The sequence below is a fragment of the Marinobacter goseongensis genome, from assembly GCF_023156235.1.
Taxonomy (GTDB): Bacteria; Pseudomonadota; Gammaproteobacteria; order Pseudomonadales; family Oleiphilaceae; genus Marinobacter; species Marinobacter goseongensis.
The window spans coordinates 1-8,800 of sequence record NZ_JAKZAI010000043.1; the positions used below are offsets into that span (position 1 = coordinate 1).

General features: G+C 54.9%; 8 protein-coding genes. 3 read left to right on the forward strand and 5 right to left on the reverse strand.

Going from position 1 to position 8,800, the window contains the following annotated elements; translation table 11 throughout:
- Window positions 1–465 precede the first annotated feature (465 nt).
- The 3 genes from MLC70_RS17805 (at window position 466) to MLC70_RS17815 (ending at window position 3,425) form a co-directional block, all read left to right on the forward strand.
- A complete protein-coding gene (locus tag MLC70_RS17805; RefSeq protein ID WP_069184683.1) occupies window positions 466–717 on the forward strand; it encodes a methyl-accepting chemotaxis protein in 252 nt (83 codons plus the stop codon).
- 307 nt (window positions 718–1,024) lie between these two features.
- The gene (locus MLC70_RS17810; protein ID WP_248185786.1) at window positions 1,025–3,040 is read left to right on the forward strand and encodes an LTA synthase family protein; all 2,016 of its coding nucleotides are present in this window, start codon (window positions 1,025–1,027) and stop codon (window positions 3,038–3,040) included.
- Entirely contained in the window at window positions 3,030–3,425 is a 396-nt protein-coding gene (locus tag MLC70_RS17815; protein ID WP_226611485.1) for an EF-hand domain-containing protein, read from the forward strand. The genes MLC70_RS17810 and MLC70_RS17815 overlap by 11 nt, the downstream gene beginning before the upstream one ends.
- 6 nt (window positions 3,426–3,431) lie before the next feature.
- Here MLC70_RS17815 and MLC70_RS17820 read toward each other — a convergent pair whose 3' ends face one another.
- From MLC70_RS17820 to MLC70_RS17840, 5 genes are read right to left on the reverse strand one after another with little or no spacing between them, the layout of a single operon-like run.
- Entirely contained in the window at window positions 3,432–4,721 is a 1,290-nt protein-coding gene (locus tag MLC70_RS17820) for a HAMP domain-containing sensor histidine kinase (protein ID WP_248185790.1), read from the reverse strand.
- The gene (locus tag MLC70_RS17825; protein WP_248185792.1) at window positions 4,718–5,440 is read right to left on the reverse strand and encodes a response regulator transcription factor; all 723 of its coding nucleotides are present in this window, start codon (window positions 5,438–5,440) and stop codon (window positions 4,718–4,720) included. The genes MLC70_RS17820 and MLC70_RS17825 overlap by 4 nt, the downstream gene beginning before the upstream one ends.
- Window positions 5,430–6,926, reverse strand: coding sequence for an ArnT family glycosyltransferase (locus tag MLC70_RS17830; RefSeq protein ID WP_074777314.1), 1,497 nt, complete (start codon window positions 6,924–6,926; stop codon window positions 5,430–5,432). The genes MLC70_RS17825 and MLC70_RS17830 overlap by 11 nt, the downstream gene beginning before the upstream one ends.
- Window positions 6,910–7,938 (reverse strand): glycosyltransferase family 2 protein, encoded by a 1,029-nt coding sequence (locus MLC70_RS17835; RefSeq protein WP_036993185.1) that lies wholly within the window; start codon window positions 7,936–7,938, stop codon window positions 6,910–6,912. The genes MLC70_RS17830 and MLC70_RS17835 overlap by 17 nt, the downstream gene beginning before the upstream one ends.
- Window positions 7,922–8,377 (reverse strand): GtrA family protein, encoded by a 456-nt coding sequence (locus MLC70_RS17840; RefSeq protein ID WP_226611481.1) that lies wholly within the window; start codon window positions 8,375–8,377, stop codon window positions 7,922–7,924. Before MLC70_RS17840 ends, MLC70_RS17835 begins: the two co-directional genes overlap by 17 nt.
- Between the last annotated feature and the right edge of the window lie 423 nt (window positions 8,378–8,800).

Sequence of the window (8,800 nt, forward strand, 5' to 3'; positions counted from 1 at the left end):
GTGTCCACTAGAAAATAAGTGGACACTATCCTGACGGCGGCAGCGCCTGGCTCAAGATGGGATTACCGGCCGCTTACGATTTACTGGCCGGCATCGTGGTTGCACTGGTTCTGGAGCGCTAAACAGCAACTTCTGGGGCTGGTTCAGCCTGGACATCAGGGCCGAGTTTTTGATCGAGACTTTCTGCGGGTCTGGGACACACGTTCTGCATTGAGTAACGGTTAAGGACTTTATGTTGCGACGGTTGGCCAGCAAGCAAGAAATCGCTAGCAGCTCGTGCCGGAATCCCTGCCGCGTTTTAATCAGACCCGCGAGAGCCTCGTTCGAACTCTTGAAGTAGCGCGTTGGGCCATCAAAGTTTCAGAGGTGTATTATCCAGACGCGTTAAGTGGTTCCTTGAGGACAAACGATGTGTCTTATGATGGAGCTATAAACGTCGTTGCACTTTCCACCGAGTGTCATTGAATGGGGTGGAGTCCGATCATAGCCGAGCAGACAAACCTTCTTGTCCTTAATGCCTCCATCGAAGCACTCCGCGCTGGCGAGCAGCGCCGAGGCTTTTCCGTCATTGCCGATGAGGTTCGAACCCCGGCCCAGCGCAATCAGAGATCTACTGAAGAATTGGCATTGACTGCTGAAGCCGAGATCCATGGAGTAGTCGAGGCGACAACAAACATTGTCGACGGCATCCGCAATTCATTTAAAGGTTTTCGCTGAGATCTCAAGAACCATGCAGGAAAGTTCAAGGTCTGGAGCCGCTTTTGAATATACGTTCTGATTGACGAGAGCAAAACTTCCTCCAGCGATACCAATGATTGTTGCGTATTCGTCTATCTTTAATGTTCGCTTTGATTAACTCCGGCCCTTCAGATTCCTACCACCCTGTTTACCGACATGCTCAACGTGCTAGTAGGACTTTTGACAAATTCCTGACATTTCCACGACCCCTGCCTGACGAACATCCCTCTATCCTTCACGCCACCGCTCCAGGCCGATTTTTCCGCTTTTACTTACGAGTGCAGTCATGACGTCATTGTTCATCAGAAAGCAATCCCTCCCCGCTCATGTATATCGTTGGTTCAATTGGGCGGGAGCCTATGCCCCGATACTGATGCTGTTCTGCTCGGTCCTTATTATCGGGGGGCTGTCCCGTGCCCTTTTGGTCGCGTGGCAATTTGATCGAGTCCAGCCAACCCCCGTGTGGCCAGATATTTTTCTTCACGGCCTGCGAGTGGATCTGATCATAGCCGGTATGGTGGTAGCACCATTGGTATTGCTCCTGCCGATTATGGGCCACCGGTACAGCTGGGCACTCTGGAAGCGCCTCACGATGCTCTGGGCACTGGTCGTGGTTTTTGCATTTCTGTTCATGGAACTGGCCACGCCGACCTTCATTGCCGAATACGATTCCCGACCCAACCGGCTCTTTATTGAGTACCTGAACTATCCGCGGGAGATTCTGAGCATGCTCTGGGAGGGCTATCTGCCCACCGTCCTGCTGGGCTCTTTCCTGGTCATGGCGTTGACAGCCCTATTCGCCTGGCTTATGGGAGCATGGGTACGGCAGGCCAGGCCAGGCAACTATCGGAAAATGTTACTGGTGTGGCCGATGGTGGTGCTCCTGGTGTTCATTAGCATCCGATCCACCACGGGCCATCGCCCCGCCAACCCCGCCATGTTCGCACTAACCTCTGACGCCCTGGTGAACTCGCTGATTCTCAACTCAAGCTGGTCCGTTGCGTTCGCCGTCTACAACCTCAAGCATGAGGCGGACGCCAGTGACCGTTATGGCACTATGGAAATATCCGAGATAGTGGACGAAGTACGCGATGAGCCGTGGCTGCGCAATACGCAGTTCAGTTCCGGGCAATATCCGACATTGCACCACCAGACCCCGGCACGAACCCGGTCACGACCACTTAACCTGGTGATTGTGCTGGAGGAGAGCCTTGGTGCGACCTTTGTTGAATCGCTGGGGGGCCGGCCGGTAACCCCGCGCCTGGAAGCCCTGAAGGGTTCGGGCTGGTGGTTCGAGAACCTTTACGCCACTGGAACAAGATCCGTTCGCGGCATCGAGGCGGTGGTTTCTGGTTTCCTACCCTCGCCGGCACGCAGTGTCGTAAAGCTGTCCCTTTCCCAGACCGGGTTCTTTACGCTCGGGGAATTGTTGAAAAGAGAGGGCTATGACACTGGATTCATATACGGCGGGGAGGCGCATTTCGACAACATGCGCAGCTTCTTTACCGGCAACGGTTTTGACTCCATTGTCGACCAGCAGGATTACGTTGACCCGGTGTTTACTGGCAGTTGGGGGGTCAGTGATGAAGACCTGTTTGAAAAGACCCACCAGGACCTCAAGCAACTCCATGCTTCGGGGAAGCCTTTCTTCCGTCTGGTATTTTCGTCCTCGAACCATACGCCTTTCGAGTATCCCGACGGACGCATCGATCCCTATGACGCGGAAAAAAACACCGTCAATAACGCTGTCAAATACGCGGACCATGCCCTGGGTGAGTTTATCGAATCCGCCAGGAACAGTGCCTACTGGGAAGATACGCTCTTCCTGATCGTTGCCGACCATGACGCGAGGGTCTGGGGTGACGAACTGGTACCCATCAAGAACTTCCAGATTCCGGGCCTGATACTGGGCGCCGATCTTGAAAGCAGGCGCATCAGGACAGTTACCAGCCAGATCGACCTTGCCCCGACGCTGCTATCACTCATGGGCATAGCGAGTGAACATCCCCTAGTGGGCCGTGACCTGGCAGCGTTTCCGGACGAGCCCGGGCGGGCAATGATGCAGTTCAACGATTATTATGCATGGATGGACCAAGATTTTAACGTAACTGTGTTACGACCCGATCAGAGGCCTTTAGCTGGTGTTTATTCCAATCAAAGCGAAAAGACCACTTATGTTGACTTGGAACCGCCTGCAAGCCTGGTTGACAAAGCTCTGGCCCATGCCCTCCTGCCATTGAGACTGTACAGTAACCGCTCATATGGACTACCTACCCACCAACAAGGGTCCGATGATGATTAAATTGAATGCCACATTAGCGGTGTTCTTTCTGGGAGCGGCGGTCGTCAGCCAGACCCCGGCGTTCGCCAGTGAGGGTAGTTCAACCAAGGATGCCGAGGAGCAGTACCTATACCACCCAAAGCACCAGCAGACTAACTTCGACACGGACGTTACGCCTCTGCACCCTGGTTCGCTACAAGGATTCGACTGCATGGACCAGAACGGCGATGGCTATTTGACGATTAAGGAACTCAGCCGCCGGAATGATTGCGTTGAAGATGCCAGCGATAGAGGCCTGGACTCTTCAACCCGAACAACGCTGATCCTCGATCACCTGGATGCCGACCGGGACCTGAAGGTGAGCAAACGGGAATTCAGCATCTGGAATGAAATGCAGAAACAGTAAAACTGATCACCCCCGGTTGCCGATCTCAATCATGAACTCGGTGCCCCGGTCATCTGACTGTGTAACCTGGAGCCCCCAGCCGAGCCGTTCACAGACCAACCGTACAATGAGCAAACCGAAGGTTGTATTGTTGAGTTGGTCTGCTCTGGGCAAGCCGCCGCCGGTTGCACGCGAGACCCTCAGGTTTTTTACCACTGCGTCAGGAAGACCTGAACCAAAATCCTTTACCAGAATTCCGTTCGACAGCATATGAACCTCAACAGGTGACCTGGTATGGCGCAGAGCATTCTGCAACAGGTTGCGCATTAGCATACGCACCAATACGGGATAGGTTCTGACTCTCACATCAGGATTATCTTCAAATAGCGTAATGCGCCCAGCCTGGTCGGGATGCCCATGCTCCAGATCGTCAATAGTGGTCCGGACGATCTCACTCACCTTAACCATCCTGGAGCCTTCGCTCGAAGCCTCGCTGCGGGCAAGCTCCAGCAGAACATCCATGTCGTCGCGCATGGTCTGCATGGCCCTGCGCAGGCGGGCCAGGGTCTTCTGATCACCTTCCGACAGGTTTTGGCGTTGCTCCAGCACATTGAGTGCGCCATTCATCACCGCCAGGGGCGTACGCAGTTCATGACTGGCCAGCTTTACAAAGGATTTCTCTCTCTCAATGTGGTGCTCAAGCTCTGAGAGAAAGCGGTTGAAAGCCTCGGCGATGTCGCAAAATTCCTGATCGCGATAACTCGTGTTGATTCGCGGCACCGACGTTCCAGGTACCGCACCCAGCACCTCACGGGTCAATTTTCTGAACGGACGCACCAGATAGCGGGCACTCCCACGAGCAATAAAATAGCCGATCAGGAGCATACCAGCCGCCACGCTGATCAGGATCAGCTGAACCAGGAACTCACGATTCTCCATGATGGTAATATCCTGGGCCAGGAAGAGTTTTCCATTGGGTTCCTCAAGTCGTTCCCCGACAATAAGCAGCGTCGTCTCGCCGACTTCGATTTCCCGGGAAAATGGCAGGATGCGTGCTTGGAAATACGTCGGCAGCACCGCCTCAGTCTCTCCCTCAGGCAGGAATACTGCTTCCAGCCTTGCCGTTTTTACAGGCTGGAATTCATCGTTGCGAAGCCGCTCCTTGAAATACTCAGCGTCCGCTTTCAGTTCAAGATCCAGGATGGTGTCTTCTACATCATCGACAAACTGCTCAACAATGAATATGGACACCGCCGCAGTGGCGGCAATAAGGAGAAACAGGGTTCGGGTGAGCCTGGCCGTCAACGAGGACTTCATGATGTCGTCCGGTCGCCATCTTCGGGAGACTCCAGACGATACCCCCGCCCATGAACCGTTTTCACCAATCCGTTGCCAAGGTCTGCCGCCAACGCTTTTCGAAGCGTGTAGATATGGGTACGCAGACTGTTTCCCTCGGCATCCCCGTAGCGGGCACCCCCCCATAAGGCATCGCTGAGCGCGGTATGACTGAGAAAATTCGGGTAAGCTCGTATCAGCAATTCGAATAACCGGGACGACGTGCCGGAAAGCGTGGTTTTCATTCCACGCAGTTCGACTTCCAGGGTGCCAGGGTTGAACCGGATCTCCCCAGCCTGCAGAACCGGCTTCATCGGTGAATGGCGCCGGTGAAGCGCCTCGATTCTCAACTGGAGTTCCCGCAATTCAAACGGTTTTACGAGATAATCGTCCGCACCGCACTCAAAGCCTTTTTCCTTGTCGTTGAGCGCACTGAGGGAGGTCATCAGAATGATGGGGGTCTGACACTGCAGGTCCTGTCGGATACGACGGCAAACATCGAAGCCATTCACGCCCGGCAGCATCAGGTCGAGTACGATAACGTCGTAGCTCTCAGTGGCCAGTAAGTGTAAGGCAGTCAGACCGTCAGCCGCGAAATCAAGCGAAAAGCGTTCCTCACCCAGGAACTCGAAAAGATTCTCCGCAAGGTCCACCTGATCTTCCACGACCAGTAGCCTTAGAGGCGGCCTGTTAGCTGTCATTCAATAGGGCTCCATCAGCATTCGACGCCGATTGCAGATTTCGAACAGGGGTCTCTATAGCGAGTAACTGGTAGCGGCGGTTCCTGAGCACCTTGTCAGCTGACGGCGATAGCGCCGCGATTTCCCGGTCCGACCAGTCTTCGGGAACAGCCACATAGAATCGTCGTACTCCATCGCGCTGCCGCAGTTCCTTCCAATCGTCCTCCGAAATTTCCATAGCTGTTCCACGCGAGTAATATCTGGCCGAGAATGGCAGATCATCCAGGTAGAGCAATGGACTGTCGCCAGGCTTTCTGACCTGCAGGTAATAGCTTACCAGTTCTTTTTCCGTCTTGAACGGTATCAGGCCTGCCGTAGTCAGCCCCACGAAAACAGTCAGCAGCACGGGCACCAATCCCACCAACAGCGGCCTCATTCCGAAAAGTCTTACGGAATCCATGTCTGAAATCCAACGACCGATCAGCATGGCTGTAAATGGCAAGGATGGCAGCACATAGGTCCAGAGCGTGTTACCCGCGGCGGTAAAAAACAGCATGGGCGCCAGCGCACTGACAAAAAGAAAGCAGGAGCCAGGATGTGACAGCGGCAACCGAATGCGACCTGTCCCTCGACCAGCAAACCAGCTGGCAATCACGCCCACCAGTGCAACAAGTCCCCAGGGGAACGATGCCCACAACCAGAACAACCAGATCATACCTTTGGGCTGATCGTGAGCACTGCCGTACAGATCGCCGGTCCATCCGGGATCCAGGAAGCGGCGAATATGCTCCCCTACGATAAAATAATCCAGAAACCCGGGTGTCTTGAGTTCAGCCAGCAGATACCAGGGGCCAACCAGAAACACCGTCAGTAAAGCCCCCCTCCACCACGGAAATTTTCGCAGGCTGGCAACCTCGTGTTTGAAAAGGAGTAACCACAAAACGACTGGAATACCGACCAGTACGACTGCCAGCGGGCCCTTGGACAGTAGCCCGATCACCAGTCCGATGAAGAAAAGCCAGCGCCAGGGGCCGTCCTCTCCCGACATCACCAGACAGAAGCTGACCAGTGTCAGCGTCGTGCCCAGGGCCAGGAACGAATCGGTCATCACGGCACCGGCACTGATGTAAGTCAGCGCCATGGTGGCGAACACCAGGCTACTCCATAGTGCCGCATGGACATTCCAGAGCTGCTTCGCCAGCCGCCAGACCAGCCAGACCATCGCCAACGTTGCCAGCCAGGACGGCAGGCGCAATGAAAACTCCGAGAGGCCGAACACCTTGATGGCCAACGCCTGGGCCCAGAAAGACAACGGTGGTTTGCCCCAGAAAGGCACACCCGGCTCAAACCAGGGGGTGATCCAGTCACCGGTTTCGGCCATCAGGCGGGCAATTTCCGCGTAGCGAGGTTCGGTGGTATCGGCAAAAGGAAACAGCGCCATGCCGATTAGGCGGCTGACCAGTACCGCTGCCAACGCCAGGAACCAGATGTTAAATCGCTTTGACATGACTCGCCTCCGCCAGCCGCGTATTTAACGGCTGACTGACACCAACCGGACTTTCCAGCACCTCCTCGGCCAGGTAGACCGGTCGCTGCTTCGTTTCCAGATAGGTTTTGCCCACATACTCCCCGACAATACCGATGCTCAGTAGCTGGATGCCACCGAGAAAGCTGATGATGGCAACCAGTGACGGATAGCCGCTGGTTGCATCGCCGAGCATCATGGCCTTGATCACGATCCAGAGCCCAAACAGGGCTCCAACACTCGCGGCAAACAACCCGATGACGGTCGCCCAGCGCAATGGTGAGACGGAAAATGAGGTCAGGCCCTCCAGAGCCAGACCAACCAGTCCGGGGTAATCCCACTTCGTTTCTCCGGCAGCCCGGGGTTCCCGGTCATACTGGATGACACGGGTCGGCAGGCCGATCCAGGCAAACAGTCCTTTCATGTACCGGTTACGTTCGTTCAGAGTCAGTATCGCGTCTACGGCCTTACGGCTCATCAACCGGAAATCGCCGGTATCCACAGGAATATCGGTCCGGCTGGTCCGGTTCAGCAACCGGTAAAAGAGGTGCGCGCTCCAGCGTTTGAACGCGGTTTCCCCAGCTCTGGAACGACGCTGCATCAACACAACGTCTGCCCCGGACTGCCAGGATTCGATCATGGCGGGGATCTGCTCAGGCGGATCCTGCAGGTCCGCATCCAGAACGATCACCGCGTCGCCCCTGGCATGCTCCAGCCCTGCCGTTACCGCCGCCTCCTTGCCGAAATTCCGACTCAGTTTGACCAGGCGGAGGCCAGGCGTTCGCTTTATCTCATTACGAATATAAACCGCGCTGCCATCCTCACTGCCATCGTCCACGAACACAATTTCGTGACGCAGGTTGACCGCGGCAAGCACGGGCAGTACCCGGTCAAAAAACAGCGGCAGCATGACTCGCTCGTTATACACAGGTACCACCAGGGAGATAAGGCGGTCATCTGGCGGCTCGAGATGGAAATCAAGGGATTTGTTCATAAAACACCAGCCTCTTGTAGACGATGTAATTCAGAGCAGCTACGAGACCCGTCGTGACAAGCTGTGAGAGCGTGACCGGCAAGGTCAGAATTTGATGTAGCAGGAAGAAAAAAGCGAGATTGCAGAGCCAGGCACAAATACAGGACACCAGGTAGCGCCAGGCGGTCAGGCGGTGAGGGCCGGCATTGCGGAATGCCAGACGACGCTGGAGTCCATAATTCATAACTGCACCGGACAGGCTTCCGCTTGCGGTGGCCAGCGTGGCGTCAAGCCCTGCGCCGGTCAGAGCCGCCATGACAAACCAGTGGAATAGTGTGGCAAGGCCTCCGGCAGTAATGAATCCTTGCAACTGAACGGTTAAAAGTTTGCTCATAGGGGAAACAGACACAATGACAACCGGCAGCTCCGGCCTGACCTGATGAATCGATAGATTAGCCACTCCGGTGTCATGGCTTTGTCGGCGTTTTATCAGGAAAATGTCAAAGCAGTGGATGTATCAGAGGGGTTCGATCTGACTGTTGCAGTGTCTTATGCAATGCTTGGTCAAGATCCCGCTTCACCAGGCATAGTGCGATTGCTCTGGGCACTGCTCACCGGGATAGCTATCTTTTACCTAGTCATGCAAACATGAAGCACCCCTACAGGCTTGAATCATTTACTACTCAAGCTCCGGAACATTGGTAAAACTGATCATCAACCGTCGACTCAGTGAAGATGATGGGATCCCCGCGATGAAACATAAGGAACAGCACAAAATGAAGTGGACCCCAAATTTTGGACAGGTGCCTAAGCTCTGATTCATCATCTCCACAAGGAGGAGAATCATGAGCAAGAAACGCAAGCAATACAGCGCATCATTCAA